The organism is Enterococcus sp. DIV1083b, from assembly GCF_051713705.1.
GTDB classification, from domain to species: Bacteria; Bacillota; Bacilli; order Lactobacillales; family Enterococcaceae; genus Enterococcus_D; species Enterococcus_D casseliflavus.
This window is the reverse complement of the sequence record NZ_JBIOQJ010000001.1, coordinates 1,666,011-1,689,559: the sequence shown is the minus strand read 5'-3', so window position 1 is coordinate 1,689,559 and position 23,549 is coordinate 1,666,011. Positions and strand designations below refer to the sequence as shown.

The 23,549-nt window shown below is 39.9% G+C and carries 23 protein-coding genes; 7 read left to right on the top strand and 16 right to left on the bottom strand.

Features of this window, described 5'->3' with window-relative positions; genetic code table 11:
* Positions 1-6: 6 nt before the first annotated feature.
* The 8 genes from IGI69_RS07755 to IGI69_RS07720 all read right to left on the bottom strand — a co-directional run bounded on the left by IGI69_RS07755 (position 7) and on the right by IGI69_RS07720 (position 7,761).
* On the bottom strand, positions 7-903 hold the full coding sequence (locus IGI69_RS07755) for an ABC transporter permease (RefSeq protein ID WP_438740301.1): 897 nt from the start codon (positions 901-903) through the stop codon (positions 7-9).
* An 11-nt stretch (positions 904-914) separates the two neighbouring features.
* The gene (locus IGI69_RS07750; RefSeq protein ID WP_438740299.1) at positions 915-1,844 is read right to left on the bottom strand and encodes an ABC transporter permease; all 930 of its coding nucleotides are present in this window, start codon (positions 1,842-1,844) and stop codon (positions 915-917) included.
* A 61-nt stretch (positions 1,845-1,905) separates the two neighbouring features.
* Positions 1,906-3,483 carry an ABC transporter substrate-binding protein gene (locus IGI69_RS07745; RefSeq protein ID WP_015509666.1) on the bottom strand — a complete coding sequence of 526 codons (1,578 nt, stop codon included), beginning with the start codon at positions 3,481-3,483 and terminating at the stop codon, positions 1,906-1,908.
* Positions 3,484-4,161: 678 nt separating this feature from the next.
* Complete coding sequence (locus IGI69_RS07740; protein ID WP_332282706.1) at positions 4,162-4,890, bottom strand: DUF554 domain-containing protein; 729 nt, start codon at positions 4,888-4,890, stop codon at positions 4,162-4,164.
* A gap of 28 nt (positions 4,891-4,918) precedes the next feature.
* Complete coding sequence (locus tag IGI69_RS07735) at positions 4,919-5,299, bottom strand: RidA family protein (protein ID WP_015509664.1); 381 nt, start codon at positions 5,297-5,299, stop codon at positions 4,919-4,921.
* Positions 5,300-5,308: 9 nt separating this feature from the next.
* Entirely contained in the window at positions 5,309-6,010 is a 702-nt protein-coding gene (locus IGI69_RS07730) for a 4-carboxy-4-hydroxy-2-oxoadipate aldolase/oxaloacetate decarboxylase (RefSeq protein ID WP_074535896.1), read from the bottom strand.
* The gene (locus IGI69_RS07725) at positions 6,010-6,753 is read right to left on the bottom strand and encodes a PIG-L deacetylase family protein (RefSeq protein WP_438740296.1); all 744 of its coding nucleotides are present in this window, start codon (positions 6,751-6,753) and stop codon (positions 6,010-6,012) included. The genes IGI69_RS07730 and IGI69_RS07725 overlap by 1 nt, the downstream gene beginning before the upstream one ends.
* Before the next feature lie 54 nt (positions 6,754-6,807).
* A complete protein-coding gene (locus tag IGI69_RS07720) occupies positions 6,808-7,761 on the bottom strand; it encodes a catechol 2,3-dioxygenase (RefSeq protein WP_142968408.1) in 954 nt (317 codons plus the stop codon).
* 336 nt (positions 7,762-8,097) lie between these two features.
* Between IGI69_RS07720 and IGI69_RS07715 the strand changes: the two genes are divergently transcribed.
* The 3 genes from IGI69_RS07715 (at position 8,098) to IGI69_RS07705 (ending at position 10,119) form a co-directional block, all read left to right on the top strand.
* Positions 8,098-8,751, top strand: coding sequence for a GntR family transcriptional regulator (locus IGI69_RS07715; protein ID WP_074535900.1), 654 nt, complete (start codon positions 8,098-8,100; stop codon positions 8,749-8,751).
* Between the two features lie 137 nt (positions 8,752-8,888).
* Positions 8,889-9,392: a GNAT family N-acetyltransferase gene (locus tag IGI69_RS07710; protein ID WP_086295329.1), complete on the top strand. Its 504-nt coding sequence runs from the start codon at positions 8,889-8,891 to the stop codon at positions 9,390-9,392.
* 226 nt (positions 9,393-9,618) lie between these two features.
* Positions 9,619-10,119 carry a hypothetical protein gene (locus tag IGI69_RS07705; RefSeq protein WP_010748304.1) on the top strand — a complete coding sequence of 167 codons (501 nt, stop codon included), beginning with the start codon at positions 9,619-9,621 and terminating at the stop codon, positions 10,117-10,119.
* Between the two features lie 174 nt (positions 10,120-10,293).
* Here IGI69_RS07705 and IGI69_RS07700 read toward each other — a convergent pair whose 3' ends face one another.
* From IGI69_RS07700 to IGI69_RS07680, 5 genes are all read right to left on the bottom strand, one after another.
* Positions 10,294-10,983, bottom strand: coding sequence for an ABC transporter ATP-binding protein (locus tag IGI69_RS07700; protein WP_086295327.1), 690 nt, complete (start codon positions 10,981-10,983; stop codon positions 10,294-10,296).
* Between the two features lie 176 nt (positions 10,984-11,159).
* Entirely contained in the window at positions 11,160-12,176 is a 1,017-nt protein-coding gene (locus IGI69_RS07695) for a Tat pathway signal sequence domain protein (RefSeq protein WP_256925778.1), read from the bottom strand.
* On the bottom strand, positions 12,173-12,604 hold the full coding sequence (locus IGI69_RS07690) for a hypothetical protein (RefSeq protein WP_260459607.1): 432 nt from the start codon (positions 12,602-12,604) through the stop codon (positions 12,173-12,175). The genes IGI69_RS07695 and IGI69_RS07690 overlap by 4 nt, the downstream gene beginning before the upstream one ends.
* 183 nt (positions 12,605-12,787) lie before the next feature.
* Entirely contained in the window at positions 12,788-13,276 is a 489-nt protein-coding gene (locus tag IGI69_RS07685) for a hypothetical protein (protein WP_438740292.1), read from the bottom strand.
* Between the two features lie 421 nt (positions 13,277-13,697).
* Positions 13,698-15,713, bottom strand: coding sequence for a glycosyl hydrolase 115 family protein (locus IGI69_RS07680; protein WP_438740290.1), 2,016 nt, complete (start codon positions 15,711-15,713; stop codon positions 13,698-13,700).
* Positions 15,714-16,118: 405 nt separating this feature from the next.
* Here IGI69_RS07680 and IGI69_RS07675 point away from each other — a divergent pair, with 405 nt between their 5' ends.
* On the top strand, positions 16,119-16,523 hold the full coding sequence (locus IGI69_RS07675) for a hypothetical protein (protein ID WP_373191884.1): 405 nt from the start codon (positions 16,119-16,121) through the stop codon (positions 16,521-16,523).
* A gap of 762 nt (positions 16,524-17,285) precedes the next feature.
* Here IGI69_RS07675 and IGI69_RS07670 read toward each other — a convergent pair.
* The 3 genes from IGI69_RS07670 to lepA all read right to left on the bottom strand — a co-directional run bounded on the left by IGI69_RS07670 (position 17,286) and on the right by lepA (position 20,777).
* Positions 17,286-17,537, bottom strand: a complete 252-nt coding sequence (locus tag IGI69_RS07670; protein ID WP_015509648.1) for a hypothetical protein — start codon at positions 17,535-17,537, stop codon at positions 17,286-17,288.
* Between the two features lie 273 nt (positions 17,538-17,810).
* Positions 17,811-18,761, bottom strand: a complete 951-nt coding sequence (locus IGI69_RS07665; protein WP_438740287.1) for a zinc-binding dehydrogenase — start codon at positions 18,759-18,761, stop codon at positions 17,811-17,813.
* A gap of 180 nt (positions 18,762-18,941) precedes the next feature.
* Positions 18,942-20,777 (bottom strand): translation elongation factor 4, encoded by a 1,836-nt coding sequence (gene lepA, locus IGI69_RS07660; RefSeq protein WP_005226023.1) that lies wholly within the window; start codon positions 20,775-20,777, stop codon positions 18,942-18,944.
* A gap of 145 nt (positions 20,778-20,922) precedes the next feature.
* Here lepA and IGI69_RS07655 point away from each other — a divergent pair, with 145 nt between their 5' ends.
* From IGI69_RS07655 to IGI69_RS07645, 3 genes are read left to right on the top strand one after another with little or no spacing between them, the layout of a single operon-like run.
* A complete protein-coding gene (locus IGI69_RS07655) occupies positions 20,923-22,137 on the top strand; it encodes a GNAT family N-acetyltransferase (protein ID WP_005226022.1) in 1,215 nt (404 codons plus the stop codon).
* A 51-nt stretch (positions 22,138-22,188) separates the two neighbouring features.
* Complete coding sequence (locus tag IGI69_RS07650) at positions 22,189-22,674, top strand: nucleoside 2-deoxyribosyltransferase (protein ID WP_010748216.1); 486 nt, start codon at positions 22,189-22,191, stop codon at positions 22,672-22,674.
* The gene (locus tag IGI69_RS07645; protein ID WP_438740285.1) at positions 22,675-23,340 is read left to right on the top strand and encodes a hypothetical protein; all 666 of its coding nucleotides are present in this window, start codon (positions 22,675-22,677) and stop codon (positions 23,338-23,340) included.
* Positions 23,341-23,549 lie beyond the last annotated feature (209 nt).

Genomic DNA, 23,549 nt, shown 5'->3' with positions numbered 1-23,549 from the left:
AACTGCTTACCTCTCTCTCATCTTCGGATCGATGGCATCTCGGATTCCGTCACCGATCAAATTGAAGGATAAAATGGTCAACATGATCGCGATCCCTGGATAAATCGTCAGGTAGGGATGTGTTCGGATATAGCCTCGTCCAAAATTTAACATCGTTCCCCATTCCGCAACGGAAGCCTCCATACCTAAGCCAATAAATCCTAAGCCAACAGCAGATAAAATTGCTGTGGCAACGCCCATTGATGAATGCACGATGACTGGTGAAAGGATATTTGGCAAGATGTGTTTGAAAATCAGCAATCCATTATTTGCGCCCAGCGCTTTTCCAGCTTCAATAAATTGCTTCTCTTTGACCGCCATCACACTTGCCCGAATAATACGAGCAAAAATGGGGATATTCGCCAACCCGATCGCCAAGATCATGTTCGGCAGACTGGATCCCAAAGAAGCCACGATGGCGATTGCCAACAAAATGGAAGGGATGGATAGTAAAATGTCACAAAAACGCATAATCAGCGTATCGATCCACCCTCTGAAATAACCGGATAAGACACCTAAGATGCCACCTAAAAAGAGTGCCAGTAACACCGCACAAACACCTACAGTAAGCGATATTCTCGTGCCGTAAATCAAACGAGACAATACGTCACGTCCCAAGTCATCTGTCCCAAACCAATGAGAACGACTTGGAAATTGCAATGCATTGGCTAGATTTTGCTCCCGCATACCATAGGGAGCTATAAAGTCTGCAAAAATCGCAGTAATCGTCAGTAACGTGATAAATAGTAACCCAAACATTGCTCGGCGATTTGCTTTTAAGGAAAGCCAAATCTCTTGTTTCGATCCTTCTGGTACGCCTGCAAGTGCTTGCGTTTTCGCTATGGCCTTTTTTCTAGAAAACATGAGTTCCTCCCTTAATCATATGAGGTTTTAATTCGCGGATCGATATATGCATAGAGAATATCGACACATAGATTAACCATCGTAAAAATAAATGCAATAAATAAAACGCCGCCTTGGACGATCATTGTGTCTCTTGTACGGATCGCATTCACCATCAATGTCCCGATCCCATTGATACTAAAAACAGTCTCGGTCAATACAGCCCCACCTAATAAAGCCCCAAACTGCAAACCAATGACTGTCACTACGGGAATCAAGGCATTTCTTAAAGCATGATGGAACGTCACCTTTGAACCATTTACTCCTTTGGCTTTTGCCGTGCGAATATAATCTTGGTCTAAAACGTCCATCATACTCGACCTTGTGATCCGGGCGATCGTGCCAATTGACGAGGAAGCCAATGCAAATACTGGCATGATCATTTGCTGCCAAGTATCAAAACCAGATGCTGGCAACCAGCCCAGGGTAGAAGTAAAAAGAATAATTAAAAGGAGTGCCTGCCAAAAGGTTGGCATAGAAACCCCAACTAGTGAAAGAAACATCACGAAATTATCAACCTTGGAATAAGGTCTCGAAGCAGAGATCACTCCCAGTGGAATACCAATCAGCGAGGCAAATAACTCACTCCATACTGATAATTTGATTGTGTTGGGCAAACGGACTAGGATTTCATCCATGACCACCCGGCCAGAAACATACGATCTCCCAAGATCAAATTTGACGACAACATTTTTTATATAATGAAAAAATTGTTCGATAAAACTACGGTCAAGCCCCATTTGCACACGCATGGCCTCATATTGTTCAGGAGTCGCTCCTTCCCCCAACACCATCGTTACAGGGTCTCCAGGTGATAGATACATAATCGTAAATACAATAAAAGAGACGCCTAGCAGGATAGGAAACAACCACAGAATTCGTTTTACAATATATTGGAACATCTATTCATCTCCTCAAAATAAAGAGCCATTGCGGCTCTTTATTTTATACTCTCAATCCAATTTAGTTTTTTGACACCGTATCTAAGAAGTAACTTCCAGTTGGATGATGTTCGAACCCTTGCACCCAGTTGCGGATACCTGAAACATTTTCTCTGGTTTGTAAGTAAACCCATGGCATCTCATCATTGATAATCTCTTGCGCTTCATGATAATAGGCCAAGCGTTCCTCTTGGTCAGAAGTGCTACGAGCTGCATCAAGTAATTCATCTACCCGTTCATTATGATAGAACGTACGATTTCCAGCTTCGCCAAAGCTACTTGAATGGAACAGTGGATACAATCCATAGTCAGCATCTGTTGTGATCGTTGTCCAACCTAGTAAGAACATATCTGGTTCACCAGCTGCTGCAGCATCTAAAAATGCTCCCCACTCCATTTGGTTGACCTCAACAGTGATACCTAATTCTTCTAAAGCAGCGGAAACAACCTGCGAGACACGGATTCGTTCTTGATTGTTATCACCGACATACAACGAAAGAGAGAACCCGCCATCTGGATAACCAGCTTCTGCTAATAGTTCTTTTGCTAATTCAACGTCATAAGGAGTAGCTTCCAAGTTTTCATTATATCCAAAAACCAATTCATTGATCGGTCCACTCATTTGAGTCCCGATCCCCATATGAACCGTTTGGATAATCGATTCGACATCGATAGCATGGGCAATCGCGCGACGTACCCCTACTTCTTGCAATGGTGTATCATTTCGAACGTTGAAACCTAAGTATTCCGTTCCTAAATTTTCTGTCGCTAATAAAGTCAATTCATCGTTTTCTTCAACCTTTTCATTATCAGAAGGAGCGATATCATAAACAATATCGACGGTTCCTGACTCTAGTTCAATCAAACGAACACTTGAATCTGTAATTGTCCGAAACTCAATTCTTTCCATTCCCGCTGGCTCATCCCAGTGATCGTCAAATCGATCCAACGTCACGTGACTACCGGTAGCCCATTCAACAAATTCAAAGGGACCCGTTCCCACAACGCTGCTGATACCATAATCTTCACCAGCTTCTTCCACAGCTTTCTCACTCAAAATTCCAACCGCAGGATGTGCTAAATGAGTCAAGAAAGGCCCGAAGGCACCATTTGTCCCGATATGGATCGTATGATCATCGATCACTTCGATCGTATCAGGATCGATCGAACCAATGATATGACTGATCGAAGGTGAGTCAACCGCCCGTCGAAGAGTGTAGGCAACATCAGAAGCTGTCATCGCTTCCCCATTATGAAAGACAACATCTTCTCGCAACTTGAACTCATAAAGGTTCTCTTCAATTTCTTCCCACTCTGTTGCTAACCCTGGCACTAACTCAAGATCGTTCGTCTGTTTGATCAGTGTTTCATAAATCTGTCTTGCTACCCTGGTAGTTGCTTGGTCGTTCGTTTGATGGATATCTAATGTCACTGGATCCGCACCTGATGCGACCACTAATACATTAGGATCAGAACTAGCTCCCCCTGACACATTCCCTCCCGAACTATCTGTTGGGTCTTGGCCTCCACTACCACAAGCACCTAATACCATCAGACTTGTTAACAATACGAGAGCCCAGCTTGTTTTCCTTTTTTTCATGTTATCCTCCATTTCGTCCCCCGTAACTTAAGGTTTTTTTTTGCGCTCTTCTTAATACCAGAAAATATAGAAATTAGACGCACTGGTGTGTAATTTGGATCGAAAACACATACGCTCGTCCTGTTTTCTATCAACTAACTATAAAAAATTTGCTCATAATGAAGAAGCTTTTATCTGAATGATGAAAATTTTCAGATAATAACAAACTTTAGCTTGGAAATGTGATAGATTTGTGATGAACACCTAAGAAAATTGTCATTTTGTTAGAATAAAATGAAGAATTGCGATTTATTATCATTAATTTGACTTTTTTTTATAAGCTTCCTCTTTTTTAGATGCCGTTTTATTCCTAATTCCCTTCTTTAAAATAGAGCGAACGCTGATTCGTACAGAGAATCAGTGTCTTTAGCAAGACAGGAAGCTTTGCGAGTTTTTTTTTCATCTCACCAGAACCCCGATCCCTCTAGACTATTTGGAAAAGCTGAAATCGCTATTCATTTGACAAGAACTGATCGAAAGAAGCGTTATGCAAACTTTCTTCAGTTACATTTAACTAACGCTCCTTTAATTGTCCAAACGATCCTTTTAAGCAGAAAAAAGTACAATGGGCAAAAATATGCCTCACTGTACTTTTTAGTAAAAACGATCACCCGAATCAGTTATTTCTAATAAGGACCATTAGATCAGTGGAACAATGAAGTTGGTCCAAAGATGACTGATAGGCATCGCTAAAATCATTGCTGGGATCATATCTGCTACTGGGAATTCTTTGACTTTCATCATCCGAAATCCAGTAGCGATCATAAGAAATGCCCCCGCCGCTCGAAAATCGTTGATCATTTCTGGCGTTGTCAAAGGCAAAATCTGTTTCGCCCCCAAAAACAACAGGAAAAAGATAATAAATTGCGGTAGAGCGATGATCGAAACCACATAACCTAAATTTGCGGCAAAAATCGCAGCAGTGAAAAGATCCAGAATCGATTTTGAGATCAATATAGTGTTATCCCCTGTCATCCCAGCATCTAAAGAACCATATATGCCGGTTCCACTGGCACAAAATAAAACGATCGCTGTAGTTAACGCGGAGACAAACTCTTCTTGTGATAGTGTGCTTTCTTTGCTCTTTGCCATAGCAGCAATCGGTTTCTCCATCATAGAGGCACCATGATTGATCCACTTACCTAATTTCAAAACCAATCCTAACCCTGTTCCAATCACTACCGCAAAGACCACGGCTGGCATATTCTGCATTAAACCTAAAGTAAAAATCCCCATCGACATTGAACAAACCCCAAAGATCAAGGTAATCTGGGTCTTAAATTCTGCACTTAGCTTTTTTCCTGCTATCCCGCCGACGATTCCTCCAACGATAACAGATGAAACATTAATTAGTACTCCTGTGGGCATGCTTGGTTTCCCCTACTTTCACTTAGTATCAAAGAACAGCGACCATCTCCACTTGAACGTGAACCCCCGGTTTCAATGAATGAACGGTGGTATGCCTTGCAGGTCGATTATCAGGGTCAGGGAATAGTTTTAGCCATTCTTTGTTTACAATTTCTTTGTATGATCGATCTGTCACTGATACGCTGAGATGGGCAATATTTTCGCTACTCCCACCTGCTTTTTCCATAATCTCAAGGATATAGGTAAATAGTTGTGCGACTTCTTCTTCTACAGTTTCTGGCATTTGTCCCGAAGAAGGATCGGTACCCATAAGTGCAGAAGTATAGACCATATTTCCAATTTTAACTGCTGTTGGTATTGGATTTTCATGCGCAGAACCGTTGATTTGAATCACTTGTCTTTTTGTCATGGTTATCACCTACTTGATTTCATCATCGACTTGGTCAAGATAAACGACCCCTTGCTCTGATAATCGCCCACGCAAATTATGGAAATCCATACTTAAGATACCTGCCGCAATTTGCTCCTTGACCGTTGCTTCTTTTCGCATTCTTTTTTCTGCGCTTGCTAAAGTTGCCGCTAGGTTTTCTTTTTGAACGACGACTACCCCATCATCGTCAGCCATGATCAAATCACCGCCCCGCACGACTTGTCCAGCACAAGCTGCCGGTGCATTGACCCAACCACCTTTATTTTTGAACGTTCCTTTTGAGTAAATCGCTCTTGTCCATACTGGAAAACCTAGTTTACGAATTTGCGCAACATCCCGAGCAGCAGAATCGATCACTACTCCTTGTATTCCACGTTTCATCAAAGCAGTAACGATTAATTCGCCGATCATACCGCCAACATATTCGCCACTGGTCGTCGTGATCACTAAAATATCTCCTGGCTGACAAACCTCGATCGCTGCATGAACCATAAGATTATCCCCTGGTGGACAGATGACTGTCACCGCAGGCCCGACGATTTGCTGACCTTCGATCAATGGTCGCATATAAGGCAACATCAGGCCAGTTTTGTCCTGTGCTTCATAGACAGTGGAAACATCATATTTCCGATAGTCCTTTAACGTATCTTCTGATGGGCGGTAGATATTTTTTAAAATATATTTATTCATTAGTTAAAGGCACCTCCTACATAGGGAAAGAAACGTGTGAATGCTTCTGCATATTGATAGTCGTTATTTCCTGAACAACGTCTTGCCTGATTGCCCCGCAGCAAAGCTTTGGCACTGTAATAGTTGATCAAATGTTCTTGTGCTTTGAAGCAGTTCATTGCTGCTTGTTTTTGCTCATAGGTTTCAGTAATATCAATGATTACTTCTGGTTGAAAGCCACTGATCTCTGATTGGTGTGGTTCAAACCCGAAAAGCCGACTTTGCTTGCATCGTTTTGTGTCATCGATCTGTACACCGTTTGAGGTGGACAAAACGCTCGCCTCAAAAACAAAGTTAGAAACAAGTTCATGATCAGGATTAAACGCATCTTTTGGTCCATGGGTCAAAATGATATGTGGTTGAACGTCGCGCATCTTACGAACCATTCGATCCATTTCGACTTCGCCTACCGACATATGATAGTCTTGCAAATCCCATAGCTCATAATCCGTAACCCCTAAATGTTTTGCCGCTTTCATAATTTCTGAACGCCGAACTGATTTGACCTGCTCCAGCGTTTGACCTGGTTCATTCCATAAGTCGTTTGACTCACCTCGAACGCCATAGCTCAAAACAACCAGTGAGACGTGCGCGCCATACTTGATGTATTTGGCGATCGTTCCGCCACTGCGCCAAATAAAGTCTCCGGCATGGGCACTAACAACTAATAAGCGTGTCTTTTCATTGATCAATGATGCTTCCAATTTTATTCCTCTTTTCTATGTTCTCTGTGGAAATGCTGCTTTTATTTATAAGGATTATTCCTCAACATGAGGTGTGCCGTACGTATGGAAGGTCGAAACAGTTTTATTGCCCCAAGCCTGTCCACGAGCGCGTTCCTCTTCGTCCCATGAGATGACTTCCCAGTCCGGTTGCAATACTAAATATCCTCCTGCGGCGATCTCGATGCGATTTCCACCTGGTTCATAACAATAAACAAAATACGTTTGATTGATCGCATGCTTACTTGGTGCAAATTCGATGTGAATGTCATTCTCACAGAAAATATCAGCCGCACGTGCGATCTCAGCAAACGAATCGACCGCCATTGCAATATGATGAAAACGTCCTTTTGAAGCGGTTGCATCTTTTGTGAAAACAACCTCATAAGACTTGTTATTTGGACTGTACCAGACAGCTTGACGTGATCCGTCTTTAAATTTGATCTGTTCCGTGAGACGCATTCCAAGTAACTCTTCCATCATGTCGCCATCAGCCGGTGGGTTTGAGGACAAGAAATTGATGTGGTCTAAGTGTTTTACAGCTGCTCCACGACCAGTAAATTTCTGCGGTTGATTTTTCAAACAAGGCTTAAGTTCAGGTGGCGCAACATATTTTACTGTTTCGTAGTAGAGCTCGTGGAGATGTCCATCGGGACCTTTAAAACGGTATGCTCGACCATGACCATAATCCCCTTCGATCCAGCCAACACCAAAACCAGCTTTTTCTAAGGCATTCGCTCGTCTTTCTAACGCTTCTGGACTAGTCGTTCGATACGCTGTGTGCTTGATTCCAGCAGTATTTGAAGCAGTCAAAATGACAGAATAAAGCTCATAGTCACCCCAACAACGTAAATAGACAGAGTCGTCTTTTTGATGGACTTCTTCCATTCCTAATACATCAATAAAGAATTTGGTGCTTTCGGATAACTTCGGTGTCAACAGTTCTACATGACTTAAGTGTGCAATTTCATGACTCATTTTCTGTTTCATTTTTCCACCTCATTATTTAATAGTTTTGTGTTCTATTTCTAGTACCAACCTTCTTACCTCCGGACAGTAAGCGATTACAAAAGTCTAAAAAATAAAACAACGGTTTTTCTTCTTGCTAGCAACGATCCAACAACGAATAACGTTAAACATCATTGTTGAACAATTTCATTCTACAATTCACTCTTTTCTTTGTCAACAGCTTTTGGTGATTCTTTTTTTGATCCATTTTTGTTCCCCCTAGAGGAAATCATTGACATACAACGGAAAATCCCTGTATAGTAAGTCTAGAAGATTGTTGAACAACATTTTTCAACAATAAAAAAAGCAGGTGAAGAGATGGAACAAAAAGCAGCATTACCCGTTGATAAAGCCTATGAATATATAAAAACGCGCATCATGGATGGACGTTTTCATCCTTCTCAGAAATTAATTGAGAACGATTTAGCACAAAGTATTGGTGCCAGCCGTAATACCATAAAAAAAGCGTTGCTTAAGCTTGAACAAGAGAATCTAGTTATTTTGGAACCAAACAAAGGAGCAAAAATTAAAGCCTTTGAATTGCAGGAAATCAAGAATTATTTGGAAATTCGGGAGGTTCTAGAAGGTGCGATTTTGCGTCGGACCGCCAAGACGATTTCTACCTCCGATATCAAAGCACTTGAAGATCTGATTGAGCAAATGAAGGAATTTGCAGCCTCCAATAATCTGAATGGGTATTCACAATGCAATCAACAGTTTCATGAAATTATTTATCGTGCCTCAGAGAATCAGGAGGCAGTTGCCTTAGTCAAACAAATCAAAACACAATTGCAGCGATTGCAGCTTCGAACGAATCTCGTTCCCGGACGAATTGAGCAATCGATCCAAGAACATCAGCAGATATTGGCAGCGCTGAAAGCAAATGATGGCAGTGCTGCTCAAAAAGCGGTCGTTGCCCATATCACCCATTTAATAGAAACGATCGATGCGAATTATCAACAGCTGATTTAAGTAGAAAAACGTCTATTCTGATAAACTATAGCGACTAGACAAGATGAACCAGCGCTTTCGTTTCTGCTATATGTTTGAATGTGAGTTTTTTTATAAGCAATCAGTCCGTCTATTAGGAAAATTAAGGAGAAGCACACATGAACATTTCTTTTCGCCCCCCGCTATTACAAGACCTTAAGTCTATAATGGAAATTGAGCGAGCTAGTTTTACGGTAGATGAGGCAGCATCAGAAAAAGCGATGAAAGAGCGTATTTCAATCATTAAAGATAGTTTTTTGGTTGCAATCAATAACGACGATCAACCGATTGGCTATGTTGTTGGACCGATTATCCAGGAGCGGTATTTATATGATGAACTATTCGAAAAAACCAGTCTAAATCCTCCTTCTGGCGGTTATCAAAGCATTCTTAGTTTAGCTGTTGCACCCGAGTATCGACAGTTGAAGGTTGGTGGAAAACTTTTGAAGCAACTTATCCTGCAGTGTAAGGAGCAGCAAAGAACTGGAATTACATTGACCTGTTTGGAGCCATTGATCCCTTTCTACAAAAAACACGGTTTTAGTTTAGAAGGTCTTTCTGCTTCACAGCACGCAAATGTCCCTTGGTTTAATATGGTTTTAGAACTGAAACGAAATGAATAAAAAAAGAGATCACTTCGATCTGTAATGGTCTCTTTTTCGTCTAAAGAGCTCGATAATCATTTCCTTTGTGAAACCTGAGGAAGCGAGAATACTGTTTAAGCAAATGAGACATAGTAAAAAAAATCTGAGATTCTTCATTCTATTTACTAGTAATTAGAATGAGATAGATGTATTATTAAGATAAAAGAAATAAGTTGGTATAATTTTACTTAAAAGGAGAAAATACATGAAAAAAATATTTATTGCCTATTTTTTATGTTCAATGTTGGGTCTTGCAGCTTGTAGCACAGGTACCTCGGATAGTGTATCAACCAAAGAAAGCACTACTCGCACTTCGCTTACAAGTGAAAGTACTCTTTCCAGTTCCTCTTCTACAAATGAATCAATAGCTGAAACAACAACTGGAACAATTCCCAGCCAATCATCTGTTACACAGAACACACAAATCCAATCATCAGATATTGCGACTGATTCAAATACACAAGCGAATGCTGACGCTACGCTTTCTATGGAAGATCAAGCATTAGAAATGCTGTATGCCGCTAGACCAGAAATGAAAAATGACGATTATACATTCGCATTTTTCGGGATGGTTGGTGCTGATTATCTTTTCCGGGGTACAAGCATTTCGATTCGTAATCAAGGCGGATCGGGGACAATAGGATTTTTCCGAGTAACACCTGAAGGCGCTGTGATCGATACCGACTCATCGGGAAATCCTTACTAAATCATCCGTTCTCAATGATTCAAAGTTACTATTAAAAAGTTTTGCGGATTTCAACATCCCCAGAACCGAATAGTTGGATATGTTTTTCATTTTTCGAAGAACAAAATGAATAAAGAGAGAGCAAAAAAGAGTTGTCTTTTGCTTCTCTCTTTTTAATTGCCGGTTGTCCTTTTATTATTGGTCCTTCACATAAATCTCCTGATATTTTTCCATCAATGATTTTTTAGGATCATTGTATTCAAACATAACCCCATCTTTCAGAAATAAGATCTGCTGAGAGATCTCCTCCAAATTATACAAAATATGAGAAGAAACCATGATCGCTTTTCCTTCTGCAGCCAGCTGCTGCAAAATAGTCGAAACCAATAAAACATTGGTAGGATCCAGTCCGTTCATCACTTCATCCATGAACATATATGACGTATCCCCGATTACTTGCATCGCAAAACAGAGCCGCTGACGCATGCCTAATGAATAGGTCACTACGCGGTTTTTTGCATAATCTTCCATTTGTAGCAGAGCAATGATCGTTTCAACCTTCTTTGATGACTTCCAAATACTTTTGTATAGCTCAAGATGTTCAATACCGGTAAATTCCTCAAACAATTCACTTTGATCTGGTAATAGAGATACATTTTCTAATAAACGGCTTTTTTTCTTTAGCGAAGTGAAATCTTCGCCGTTTAATGTTATCTCACCAGAAAAGCACGGTACTTGTCCCAGGATTGCTTTCATCATTGTGGTCTTGCCAGTACCATTTGGCGCTACTAAACCAATAATCGCCTTTTCTGGCAATTCAAAGGAAATATTTTTTAGGATCTGCTTATCTCCAAAATTGACGGATAAATTCTGAATGCTCAACATTTTTTTCGTCTCCCTTCAATCAGATAGGTAAGCAGAAGCAAACCCGTTAAACGAACGATCCAGGCTAATAAGACCCTGACTCCGAAATCAAAACGCATCCGAGGATCATAATAATCAAACCAGCTTCTCCCCAATACGACCTTCCCAATACTAACAAAAGAAGTGGGGAAAAAATGTCAGCTATTGTATGCTCCGCCACCTCGAACCAGATAAAAATTACTGGAAACAAGCAGCAGCAATGAAAACATCGCACTAATAATCTGAGAAGAAAACCACTTATTTAGTAAAAACGCAAATAGAAAACCAAGAATCAGGAACAACACATAGAGAGCAAGGCAACGAAGCAACACGCTTCCCAACGTCGATAAACCAAAATTCACTTCGATACCACTTGTCCAATAAACCGCCACTGGATAATCTAAGCGCCCAACTTCATGGGTAAAGCTATAGAGAAAAACGCAAGCCATGACTGGTAAAAGCAAGCTGAGCCCATACGCTAACCCAGCTGCAGCTTTGGCTAAAAATCTGCGGGACTTGCGCAATGGAAATGTCGCAAGCAGTGTCTCATGTTTTTGGTCCCGTGTAAAACTATCACTAATTCCTAAAATGAAAAAGAAAAGCAAAGCCATTGGCAAGATCGTTTCACTGCTTCTGAGCAAGGCCTGCAAAGCCGTTTTTTCCTCCAAGGCTTGTGCTGTCACCTCCCCCTCATAGCGGGCAAATTCCTGATATTTCAAGATATTTTTTTGATAGTCGTAATGTCCATCGATTTTTGCATTCGGATTATTGTTTAAATAATAAGGAATGTCGTAACGTAGAACCCCAATATCGTTTGCGAATAGCTGCTCGTCAGAAAATCGATACCATTCACTCGTGGCTTCAGCGTATTGCCGCCAATCATGATCATCGATCGCTGCTAATCGCATTTGATCCCATTTGTTCCAAATCGGAAATACACTCAGCGCATAATGAACATAAAAGTGAGTATTTTCATCCACAGTAGTATTTTCTAGAAATGTCTGTCTTTCCGCAATTCTGGTGTTGATAACAGGTCGATTGATTTTATCGATCGGCTCGAAAGTGGATGCGACCTGCAATGTATAGTAGACACCTAAGAAGAAAAGCAGGAAAAAAGAGACATACGTTCTTTTTTGGCGAAACTGTCGCTTTAATTCGAACATCCAGATAGTCATTTCCTTAATCCCCCTTTCACTCGTTGTGTGGTCAACCAAAAAAGAGCGACCGTATAGATGAGCAAGAGGATCAGAGCGAAATAGAAAGAATAGAATGACCAATCACTGGCAAAAGCATAGTCTCCTTGAAGCAGCTGGAAGACATTCAGAAATTGAAACGGTGTAAGCAGCCAGATCCGACTAGGAACAATCAGCGGTAATGCCCCAAGTAAACTAGCAAGTAAGCAGGTTTGTAAGACGTCTTTCGTTACAGTAAAAATGAACGAGGTCAAACAAATGGCAAAGCCAGTGATGACAATCGTCATCAGAAAATACAAGAGCAAAAAGAGAAGAAATTCAACTGCTTGAATTTCCCGCAACCAATAGGCAAAAGGATATGAAAAATCAACATGATCAAAAAAGAAAGAACAAAAAACAGCACTGATCAAAAACAAGCTGGTCCCTATGGTGCAAATTACCAGTCGAATGATGATAGGAATAAAAATTCGGTCTCGTTTTCTAAAAGGTACGCTGTTGGAAAACTGCGGTCGTTTCACTTCTGAAAGAAAAAGATCTGCTGACCAGAAAACAGTCAAATAAAAAAGTAGTGCGCCATAGAGTAAAAAAACGGTTTACCAGTAGTCACTAAATCCTTGCTGATTCCAATGAAATTCTTTGCTTTTGGCAAGTACTTGTGTGAACTCACTTGTTTCTTGAACCACTTTTGCCTGTTTTGGAAACAAGGATTGGTCACTTTCAGCGACATATTGCTCATAGAACGTTTCCATTTTTTCACCATAATCTATGCTGGCAGATAGATACCGTTGGCGATTTTCTAACATAGCAGATTGTGTCATGGTTGCTAAAGCGTTGGATTGATCGATAAGACTAAGGTAACGCTCATCGGTATTCTCTACATCGGTCAAATCAATTTTTTGATAACTTTGCAAGGCGATATCGATAGATGATAGTCGTGCCTGAGCAATAGCTGCGACTGTTTCTGTCACATTTTTTTGAATGAAAACAAAAAATAGCGGCAATAACAGCAAGAATACTACTATAAAGCGATGCTTTAGGCTGTTTGTTTCTAATTTTAGGTAAAAGAGTAAGGTGTTTTTCAAAAGACGCTCCTCAATAAATCATTTTTAGAAAGTTCATCATTACATAAAAGTCCATAAAACATTCATTTTGCAAGATATATTTTCGTTTTTATGATTATATATAAATAAACATTAACTTTTTTTGCTATTGTAGTCAATCGATTTTCTACACAAAAACTTCCTAACTCTGTAGGCTAGGAAGTTGTCGTAAAACCGTTTATAAATATATGACTTGAAATTTTTCTCAAAAAGATGCTTAAGAACAATTATTTTATGAAATTGGAAAATTCGCTAAATCCGGGCCAAAATTGCATGGCTATATATCCATAGATAATGACTAAAATTATTAATAAAAAATGCAAGGATGTCTACTCGCGTCTTTAAAAGTACTTATTTCAATACATTAAGGCTACTCTGATTTTTCTTGCTAACTTTTCATCCGTCAACGCTTTTTTAGTATTTGAAAGCAACATAACTCTTGATTCAGTGGGATCCATAATATATTTTCTCTCCCACTGATCTTGATTGGACCATCGCCAATGATGCGAATGTAAGACAACAGACTTTTGATCATCTCTTTTGTCAATGTTAGGTTGGTATAGCCATCATTTTCATAAAAATCATACCATGTATCACTAGGATTTTCCTTCAGTATTTGAATTAGTTGATGGATTTCTTCTAATGCATCGAAAACTTTTACAAATACAAAGACCATTTCTTCCCGATCAATCATCTGATAAGCGTCTAACAAATGGAGCAGTGCTTTTAATGTTTTGCATTGAACGGCTACTGAGAGGTAAATATCATTAAAAAAGCGAGCATTTTGTGCATGTTTATCCTGAAGGGATAATGTAATCTGCTGGCATCTCAGCAATAGATTCTCCCAGGCTGCTATCTTTTCTCCTACCATAGAGAAAATTTCTGTGACTTGCTCCTTGTTTTTCCGATCACCCGTCAACCATTCTATCCTCGGAATTTTTGTTTCTTGCTTGAGCCAGGATTGAATAATTTTTCGAATCAAATAACAGGCAAACTCGTCCCCAGCGGTTTGATCCTCATGTGTTCCATAGCGAATAATCGCTTCAAAGTAAGCTTCATAGACAGCTTGGATCTCTTCTTGCTGATTTTGATAATATTGTGTTACATGCTCTGAAATTATCTCTTGATTGGTTCGTAACTGATAATCTGCTCGCCAGAAATTCGCTATTTCTTGTAAGAACAAAATATGCGGTTTTATGTTGCCTGTATTGACTAAGACAAACTTATCCATCTTGACTTCTCTAACCGCCATTAACTCTCTAGAAACAAATTCTGGGCTATTAGGCAAGATTGTCAAGAAATTAGATGCTTGTAAATCATGAAAGGCAACGTGATAATAGATTCCCCTTGATTGATTTGGTTTTGATGTGTTTGTTAACACTTCATCTCGTGGATCGTGATTTTCTTGTCTACGAGAAACCATTTTGCCATAACCATTATCCGCCCAAATCTCAATCACATCATCTGGAAGCTCAAGTAAGCCAAGATTAAATAATTCCGTCATCTCCCCATAAATGTTCACTGAACATACTGCATGAGGATCGATTTCTTTAACCATATGGTATTGCAGATGGACGACTTCGTTGATCACTGCTGCTTTTTCCGCTGCTGACCACTGTCGATCAAGATCTTCTGCCCAGAAAGGACAATCCCCTTGTCCCCGAAAACCGAGTGTGTAAATAACGTTGGTACCCTTTTGCTCGTGTAAGGCTTTTTTCCATAATTCCTGAAACAACGCAAAATGTTCCTCGTATGAAGCCTTCAAACCAGGATACCTTCTAGCAAACATCTCAGCGCCTAGTGGCTCGGCATGATGATGTGTATAGATCAACCCCATCGCTTGCGCACTTTCTCGATGTCTATGACTGTTCTTATCTGTTCCAGGGATGATGACATTTCCGCCTAAACGTAACAATGTTTCATAAATACGTTCCCATACATATTCATTTGAACCATTATCTTCCCATTGATCCAGCAGCAACTCATCATTAACGAACCAGCCCCGATAGTCCGTTGCAAAATCAGGCAGTGTTAAGTCAAAACCTGTCCATTCAATAAATGGCTTTTTTATTGGAGGAATATCCATGAAATACCAAAAGGGTTGAACATCTAAAATTTTATGAGAGATTTCAAGAACCCCATACATTAATCCTAACGGTGTTTCAGCACACACTTTTACTTTATCTGGCGATACGAAAAGTATATGAAAAGCATCCTTTTCATTTTTTTCATCAAGTAAAACCAATTCAATTTCATTTGCCTTCCTCGTGTCTGTCACAACAGTTAAAATGTCACGCTGCAAGATCTTGCAAGCATGTCCAATCACTTCATTTTCCAGCTGTTTTGACGTGACAGAAGTATTTTTCGAAATGAAAAATGTTGTTTCCATGTAATCACCCGTTTCATCTTTTTCTTTCATTACTTTAACTCTAATGAAATCCAACTACTGTACTGTAACTAATATTCTATCTATAACTTGATAGTCAATTCGCTCTTAGAAAAAATAGGACCACATTCTAAAAATCATTCTAATAATCCCGATCTAAACACTTTGAGATCGTTTACAAGTATAGAATAAACGAAACCTTTCCCCAAAAAAATAGAGAAAATCGATGAAAAAAATAAAAAAACAGACTTTTTTCGTATTGTGGTTTTAATCGTCTTCTTTTAAGTAAACACGTCTCTCATAGACAGATTACTTTAATTCAATCAATAATTTCGTCCTTCCCATTACTAGATTGGCGATACAAGTTAGCTAAAATTTCCCTCGCTTAGCACCTTCATCCTGATATAATGAAGTAAATCAACGACAAGGAGCCATAGCATGTCAAAAATAATTATTTCTGGAAGTATCGCTTTTCAAAAGGATTTTGAAGAACTGACGAATACACTTACTGAAAATGGTCATCAGGTGATCAATTATCCAAGAGCCACGGACGATCTTTCTACTCAGTTTCCAACCTTATTCGTAGACTTTTATAAAGACATAGAAAAAGCCGAGATTTTTTATTTATATAACAAAGAAAAAAATGGCATCTGCGGTTATATTGGTGCAGCTGGTTTTGCGGAAGCAACCTTTGCTTTGACTCGAAAACTACTTTACGGACAGAAAATTCAATTGTTTTTGCATGAGGAACCGAGTGAAAAAGTAGCTTGTTCTGAAGAGATTGAGCTGTGGAAAAAGAATGGTTGGATCACAGTTAAAAATCTAAACACATCTTTGGATTGAGAAAAAATTAATTTTTATATGAAAGCTGGCGGTAGTCTGATGAAAAAGCTTATATTTATCAGCGGTACGATGGGAATTGGTAAATCAACTATAACTGAAGAACTATCCAAACAAACAAAGCAGTCTGTTTACCTTGACGGGGATTGGTGCTGGATGATGAATCTGTTTGTCGTCAATGAATAAACTAAGGATATGGTGATCAACAATAGCCATTTTCTGTTAAACTCGTTTATCAATAACTCTATGATCAACGTCATTTATTTTTGCTGGGTTATGGATGAGCAAAAAATTGTGGATCGAGTCTTGAACGGCATCGCGTTGGAAGATATTGACGTGTAACACTTCTCATTAATTGCCTCGCCAGAAAAATTGCAGACAAACTTTGAAGGAGATATAACCATCGGGAAACGAACATTATCTGATTTACAACGTTCACTGGATAGGTTACCAAAATATACTGAATTGCGTTCAAGAAAAATTGATATTTCCCATTACTCTGTTGCGGAGACCGTTTCAGATATAAGAAAAATAATTTTGGCATCTTTTTAAATATTCCTTCAATTAGTAAATTTTGACCCATGTTTTTTAACGCAACTATTATCAGAGAGCTACTTCTTCTGAATGATACAAACAAGCCCACACTCATAAGAGCATGGGCTTATTGAGATCATTGTCAATTCTAAATCTTCAATTGAAATCTGGCTTTTATCAATTCAGATTTCAATTGCTGAATAATGGTGACAACTTCTTATTTTTCATCAATTACATATACTTCTCAACTTCATCAATTTCTTTTTGTAGTGCTTTTTCATCGTACTTTTCATACTTACCGGCTTCGTGTGCGATCTTTTTGATTTCATGAATCGCTTTTTTCTCAACGATCCACTTCTTCATACTATGTTTTTTTGCATCTGCATCTAGTGTGTCTAATTCAGCTAAATTTTCATCTAACTTATCAAGAACCTCTGCAATCTTTACCAATGCTTTTGCTTCCTTTTCTTCATAGTTTGTCATAGATATCACTCCTTAAGTATTTGATATATTTATCTTACTGCTGTAATTAAATATTTTCAAATTAAATGTACTGTTTATCACAAAGTTTTATCTTATTCTCACTGAATAGATAGAAACTATTATTTTCTTGCAATATTCTATTCATTTTACATTTATTTTTATCTTTAAAGATGTATCATAAGAGAACTATCGATTATATAAAAAAATGATTTAGTGAAATATCAAACATTCGGTGTATCGTTTACAATAAAATTATTTAGTTTTGTTACTTTCTTATGGTTGCAGCAGAATTTTACCGATACTTTTTCCAGATTCTAAATAATCATGGGCAGCTTTTCCGTCAGCTAATGAAAAAATGGTTGGTTGACTGATTTTCATTTGATCCTTGCTAAAGTAATCAAACAATCGGGTGCTTCTTCTCTCCCGCTCTTGAAAACTTGTCAAGTAATCCCAGAGATCCCCTGTCAAAATACTTTTTGATTTAGATAACAAGGGAATAAAGTCGATCGCTGGCGGATTTCCGCCGGCCATGCCAAAAAAGATAACCTTTCCTCTATTTTTGAGCAAGTCGACACTTTCGGCTAATGTATGCCCAATGCCATCATAAACGGTATCAAAGAAAGAAGTGTAGGTATCTTGCCATTTTGTATTTCTTAAAAAGACTTGTTTTGCTCCTTGGTCTAAAGCCAGTTGTCGCTTTTCTTCCGTAGAAGTGACGCCATACACTTCTAGGCCATCTGCGGTTAATAGTTGCGATAAAATTTGTCCGACGCCACCACTTATCCCATGGACGAAGACCTTACTATGATTCACATTATTGCCAAGATCATGAGCTAAAAAATCAGCTGTCAACCCTTGCAGACCGATACTGGCTGCTAATTTAGGTGGTATACCTGATGGAATACGGATAGCATTTTCCTCAGGGACAGCCACCAATTCTGCATTAGCAAAAGGAACATCCACAAAAAGAATCGTTTCTCCTAGCTGAAACTTGGAGACAGATCTTCCTTTTTGAACAATCCTCCCTACCCCTTCATAGCCATTAATAAGAGGGGCTCGGGATTCAATATGATAGTTACCCTTTCTCCGATAAATATCAGCATAATTCAACCCAATATACACCATTTCTACCAATAGCTCATTTTCATGAATGATGGGATCAGGCAAATCCCCATATGTTAAAACAGTTGAATCACCGAATTCATTAAAATACAACGCCTTCATGCGCAAATCATCTCCGATCTTCAATCTATCAAAAGCCACGCATCAATCGATTGAAACTATCTACTAAACAACCGACGAATGTCCCTTCGGTCATTTTATATTTTTCCTTTTATTAAAAAAAGCACCTTCTCTCGAAGGTACTTTCATTTTATTCCTCTTACTGACATCCGTCAAAACAGATTATTTCTTCGGTTCATCCTCATCCATCTTCAGAACGGCCATGAAGGCTTCTTGCGGTACTTCGACGGAGCCGATTTGTTTCATCCGCTTCTTCCCTTCTTTTTGTTTCTCTAGGAGTTTGCGTTTTCGAGAAACGTCACCGCCGTAACATTTCGCCAATACGTTTTTACGCAAGGCTTTGATGTCGGAACGCGCAACGATTTTTTGTCCGATGGCTGCTTGGATCGGTACTTCAAATTGTTGTCGTGGGATCAGTTTTTTCAGTTTTTCAACGATGGCTTTACCGCGTTCATAAGCAAAGTCACGGTGAACGATAAAGCTTAACGCATCAACTTTTTCAGTATTCAGCAAGATGTCCATCTTCACTAGCTTGCTAGTTCGATAACCAGACATTTCATAATCCAGTGATGCGTACCCTTTGGTGCTGGATTTCAATTTATCAAAGAAATCAAAGACGATTTCCGATAGTGGGATCTCATAAACGACGTTTACACGATAATCATCCAAGTAATCCATCGTGACAAAGTCTCCCCGTTTGCGTTGGGACAATTCCATTACAGCACCGACGTAATCATTAGGCACCATGATTTGTGCTTTGACGTAAGGTTCTTGTACGTTTTCAATTGTGACTGGTTCAGGAAATTCTGCTGGGTTATCAACGACCACCATTGAGCCATCTGTCTTGTTGACATGATAGATTACGGATGGTGCAGTCGTAATCAACTCAAGGTTAAATTCACGTTCTAGCCGTTCTTGCACGACATCCATGTGTAATAGGCCTAAGAAGCCGCAACGGAACCCAAATCCTAATGCTTGAGAGGTTTCTGGTTCAAATTGCAATGCTGCATCATTCAATTGTAATTTTTCCAATGCTTCTCGAAGGTCGTTGTAGCGTGAAGTATCGATTGGGTACAATCCGCAATAAACCATCGGATTCATTTGACGATAACCAGCTAAGGCTTCTTCTGCTGGATTGTTGGCTAATGTCACCGTATCCCCGACTTGGGTATCTTTAACGGTCTTGATGGCAGCAGTGATATACCCAACATCGCCCACCATCAACGCATCTCGTTGAATGGCTTTTGGTGAAAAGACACCAACTTCCGTAACATCAAAGGTCTTGCCATTGCTCATCATTTTGATTTTATCTCCAGGTTTGACCATCCCGTCCATGATGCGGACGTTTAAGACCACCCCACGATAGGAATCGTACACGGAGTCAAAGATCAACGCTTTTAGCGGTGCTTCAATATCACCTGCTGGAGCTGGGACATACTCAACAATTTGTTCCAAAATGTCTTCGATCCCAATACCTGCTTTGGCACTTGCTAAAACAGCTTCACTGGCATCGATACCGATCACATCTTCGATCTCTGTTCGTACTCGCTCAGGATCGGCAGCTGGCAAGTCTATTTTATTAATGACTGGTAGGATCTCTAAATCATTGTCTAACGCCAAGTAGACGTTTGCCAATGTCTGTGCTTCGATCCCTTGAGCTGCATCAACGACGAGCACGGCGCCTTCACAAGCAGCCAAACTGCGGGAAACTTCATAGGTGAAATCGACGTGCCCTGGGGTGTCGATCAAATGGAAGATGTAGGTTTCGCCGTCTTTGGCGGTATAGTTAAGTTCCACGGCATTTAATTTGATTGTGATTCCTCGTTCACGTTCAAGATCCATGGAGTCTAATAGTTGGTTTTGCATTTCTCGTGACGTCACCGTATGGGTTTGTTCCAAAATACGGTCCGCCAATGTTGATTTCCCATGGTCGATATGGGCGATAATGGAGAAATTACGAATCTTCTCCTGTCGTTTTTTCATTTCTTCTATGTTCATGGATACGTTCCTCATTTCTTTTAGTCAGCTTTTCTATTATACCAACGAAACGCCAATAGATAAAGTATTTTTCTTAACCGTTATTTAGACATATTCATTCAGGTTTTGCTATACTAGAGCTAGCAAATAAATTGGAGTTGAAAGAATGGACAATAATTTTCATCAAAATCTACATATTCGAGCGGTGGAAGAAAAAGACGTTGATCAGTTCAACGAACTGTTAAGCTATGTTTTTCAGATCACTGAATCGGATATTGAAGAAAGCGGCTATGAGAGCAAACGGGAAATGATTAAATCTAAGCGCCCGATCTTAGAGCTTTCCAAAGTCTTTGGCTGGTTCAATGAAGACAAGTTGATCTCGCAAATCGCCGTTTATCCTTGTGAAGTCAATATACACGGCAAATTGATCAAAATGGGCGGAGTGACCGGTGTTGGGACCTACCCAGAATATGCCGGACATGGCCTGATGAAAGACTTGATCAAGCTTGCCTTAGAAACGATGCGGGAAGATCAGCAATGGATCTCCTACCTTTACCCTTATAATGTGCCCTACTATCGTCGCAAAGGCTGGGAGATCATGTCCGACAAGCTGACCTTCAAAATTCGTGATACCCAGCTTCCGAAAACCAAAGAAGTCCCTGGGATCGTAGAGCGCAAAGAAGTGGATGATCCTGATGTCTTTACTGTCTACAACCAATTCTCCCGCGACAACCATGGTGCCTTGCAGCGGACCTCTTTTCACTGGGAAGAGTATTGGCGCTATGAAAATGAAGAAGAGCGCACCGCGGCTGTTTATTACAATGCCAGTGGTCATCCGACTGGTGTACTTTTTTATTGGGTAGCCGAAGAAGTCTTCCATGTAAAGGAAATGTTCTACTTGAATCAAGAAGCCCGCAATGGTCTTTGGAATTTTATCTCTGCCCATTTCTCAATGGTTTATTGGGTCAAAGGAGACATATATTCAAACGAACCCCTGTCCTTCTACTTGGACGATAGCCAAATCAAAGAAACCATCGAGCCTTATTACATGGCGCGGATCGTCGATGTTGAACAGTTTTTGAAAAACTTCCCATTTGAAGCCTTCCAAACACCCTTTCACTTTGTTGTTTCCGACCCAGTTGCCGATTGGAACAACGGGATCTTCGGTGTCCAATACAATCACGGGGAGATCGTGGTTTCAAGAGAAGCTATCGGAAAAGCGGTCCAACTGGATATTCAGACATTGTCGTGTCTGTTGATGAATTACCGCCGCCCAGCTTACTTAGAGCGTGTGGAGCGGCTAAATACCGATTCAGAAACACTGGCATTACTGGAATCGATCATCCCTGATATGGAAGCCTATTTCAGCGATTATTTCTAAACAACGAATCAACAAAATGTACAACTATGAATGATTAAGGAGTGTTTTTGAATGAAACTATATTTTGCTGCTCCCCTGTTTGCTGCTAGTGACCTGCGCTACAACGCCGAACTTGTTGCGTCGATTCGTCAGCAGTATCCGCAGCTGGAGATTTATTTACCTCAAGAAAATGCCGCGATCAATGATAAATCCGCCTATGCGGATAGCAAAATGATCGCTTTGGCAGATACCGAAAAAGTGCTGGAAAGTGATTTAATGATCGCATTGCTGGATGGTTTGACCATCGATGCTGGGGTTGCCTCTGAGATCGGTGTCGCTTATGCTAAAGGCATTCCTGTTTTAGGGCTTTATACGGATAGTCGCCAACAAGGTGCCGACAATCAGCAAAAGCTGGCAGCATTACAAACCGTTGCGGAAAATCAGTTCCACTATGTCAATCTTTATACGGTGGGTTTGATCAAGCTAAACGGGGAAATTTACTCCTCTGAAGCAGCCCTTTTAGCTGGCTTAGCCGACTATCTTTCGGAGGACAACTAAATGGGGCAAAATTATCAGCGACTGCAAAAGGTATTCACTATTTTTGGTATTCTCGTGTTTTGTTTTTCTTTGTGGGAATTTTTCCGTGGTGTCTATCCGCAAACACAAGGATTGATTTTCCTCGCCCAAGCCTTGCTTGGGATTTTATTGATCTTCGTCCCAGAAATGAGTAAAAAGTTCTTGAAAATCCAGCTACCAAACGCCACCGTCTACTTTTATTGGTTTTTCTTGCTGATCTCTGTGTTTATGGGGACGATCTTACATTTGATCGAAACCATTGCTTTCTGGGATAAAATTCTGCATGCGGTAAGTCCAATGGTCTTGACGGCTGTCGGCTATGGATTGATCTGTCTGCTACTGAAAGAAGTCAAAGTTTCAAACGTCTCTCCCTGGTTATTCTTACTGATGGGCTTTGCTTTTGCTGGCTTGTGTGGTATCTTCTGGGAGTTTTGGGAGTTTATCTGCGATTCTGTTGGTGGAATGAACCTCCAACGTTATGCAACCTTAGATGGCACCCCATTTATCGGTCGTGAAGCATTAATGGATACGATGGGCGATTTACTGACCAACACGATTGGTGCTGCCTTGATGGGCGTGATCGCATATGTGCAAGGTCGAGGCAAACCTGATTACTTTGAAATTTATCGGATTAAAAAATTATCATAAACGACCATAAAAAGCTTGTTGAAACCAGCGTTTTTCAACAAGCTTTTTTCTTTTGTTCTTTTATCCATAAAGAAAAATTTATAAAAATACTTAAATAACACATCTTATTTTTATAGATTCGCTTTCTATCAAGGTTTGACCTTTCTTACACTTCCCTATAAAACGATTACAACTACAAAAAAATTCCCTCGTTTAATCATTTTTATTTC

Coding starts and splice junctions, on each gene's coding strand:
- IGI69_RS07670 (WP_015509648.1), bottom strand. CDS start 17,537: ATGACAAACTATGAAGAAAAGGAAGCAAAAGCATTGGTAAAGATTGCA.
- lepA (WP_005226023.1), bottom strand. CDS start 20,777: ATGAACATAGAAGAAATGAAAAAACGACAGGAGAAGATTCGTAATTTC.
- IGI69_RS07700 (WP_086295327.1), bottom strand. CDS start 10,983: ATGTTGAGCATTCAGAATTTATCCGTCAATTTTGGAGATAAGCAGATC.
- IGI69_RS07755 (WP_438740301.1), bottom strand. CDS start 903: ATGTTTTCTAGAAAAAAGGCCATAGCGAAAACGCAAGCACTTGCAGGC.
- IGI69_RS07745 (WP_015509666.1), bottom strand. CDS start 3,483: ATGAAAAAAAGGAAAACAAGCTGGGCTCTCGTATTGTTAACAAGTCTG.
- IGI69_RS07750 (WP_438740299.1), bottom strand. CDS start 1,844: ATGTTCCAATATATTGTAAAACGAATTCTGTGGTTGTTTCCTATCCTG.
- IGI69_RS07695 (WP_256925778.1), bottom strand. CDS start 12,176: ATGACTATCTGGATGTTCGAATTAAAGCGACAGTTTCGCCAAAAAAGA.
- IGI69_RS07740 (WP_332282706.1), bottom strand. CDS start 4,890: ATGCCCACAGGAGTACTAATTAATGTTTCATCTGTTATCGTTGGAGGA.
- IGI69_RS07730 (WP_074535896.1), bottom strand. CDS start 6,010: ATGAATAAATATATTTTAAAAAATATCTACCGCCCATCAGAAGATACG.
- IGI69_RS07715 (WP_074535900.1), top strand. CDS start 8,098: ATGGAACAAAAAGCAGCATTACCCGTTGATAAAGCCTATGAATATATA.
- IGI69_RS07655 (WP_005226022.1), top strand. CDS start 20,923: ATGGACAATAATTTTCATCAAAATCTACATATTCGAGCGGTGGAAGAA.
- IGI69_RS07665 (WP_438740287.1), bottom strand. CDS start 18,761: ATGAAGGCGTTGTATTTTAATGAATTCGGTGATTCAACTGTTTTAACA.
- IGI69_RS07705 (WP_010748304.1), top strand. CDS start 9,619: ATGAAAAAAATATTTATTGCCTATTTTTTATGTTCAATGTTGGGTCTT.
- IGI69_RS07680 (WP_438740290.1), bottom strand. CDS start 15,713: ATGAAAGAAAAAGATGAAACGGGTGATTACATGGAAACAACATTTTTC.
- IGI69_RS07645 (WP_438740285.1), top strand. CDS start 22,675: ATGGGGCAAAATTATCAGCGACTGCAAAAGGTATTCACTATTTTTGGT.
- IGI69_RS07650 (WP_010748216.1), top strand. CDS start 22,189: ATGAAACTATATTTTGCTGCTCCCCTGTTTGCTGCTAGTGACCTGCGC.
- IGI69_RS07735 (WP_015509664.1), bottom strand. CDS start 5,299: ATGACAAAAAGACAAGTGATTCAAATCAACGGTTCTGCGCATGAAAAT.
- IGI69_RS07675 (WP_373191884.1), top strand. CDS start 16,119: ATGTCAAAAATAATTATTTCTGGAAGTATCGCTTTTCAAAAGGATTTT.
- IGI69_RS07720 (WP_142968408.1), bottom strand. CDS start 7,761: ATGAAACAGAAAATGAGTCATGAAATTGCACACTTAAGTCATGTAGAA.
- IGI69_RS07710 (WP_086295329.1), top strand. CDS start 8,889: ATGAACATTTCTTTTCGCCCCCCGCTATTACAAGACCTTAAGTCTATA.